Origin of the sequence: Pseudomonas persica, from assembly GCF_900291015.1 — a bacterium.
Classification (GTDB): Bacteria; Pseudomonadota; Gammaproteobacteria; order Pseudomonadales; family Pseudomonadaceae; genus Aquipseudomonas.
This window is the reverse complement of sequence record NZ_OLKL01000350.1, coordinates 1-239: the sequence shown is the minus strand read 5'-3', so window position 1 is coordinate 239 and position 239 is coordinate 1. Positions and strand designations below refer to the sequence as shown.

1 protein-coding gene is annotated in these 239 nt (G+C 62.3%); it reads left to right on the top strand.

Translation table 11 applies throughout. The features are described 5' to 3' along the window. Nucleotides 1–239: ACT domain-containing protein (locus FQ664_RS26835; RefSeq protein ID WP_474707162.1), on the top strand; the 239-nt coding region annotated here is incomplete at both ends.

The window sequence follows — 239 nt, the reverse complement described above, 5'->3', positions numbered from 1 at the left end:
GCCGCATGTCGCGCATGGCCGGGCAGTTTGCCGGCATCCTGCGGGTGGCGGTGCCGGCGGAAAACTACGACGAGCTGGTGGCTTCGCTGCAGGGGTTGGTCCGATATGACATTCGCGTGCTGATCGCCGAGAGTGGCATCGAGCCTTCGTGTACCTGGAAACCGATTGCCATGGAGCTGGTAGGGAATGACCGGCCGGGGATCGTGCGTGATATCACCCGTTTGCTGGCTGAATTGCAG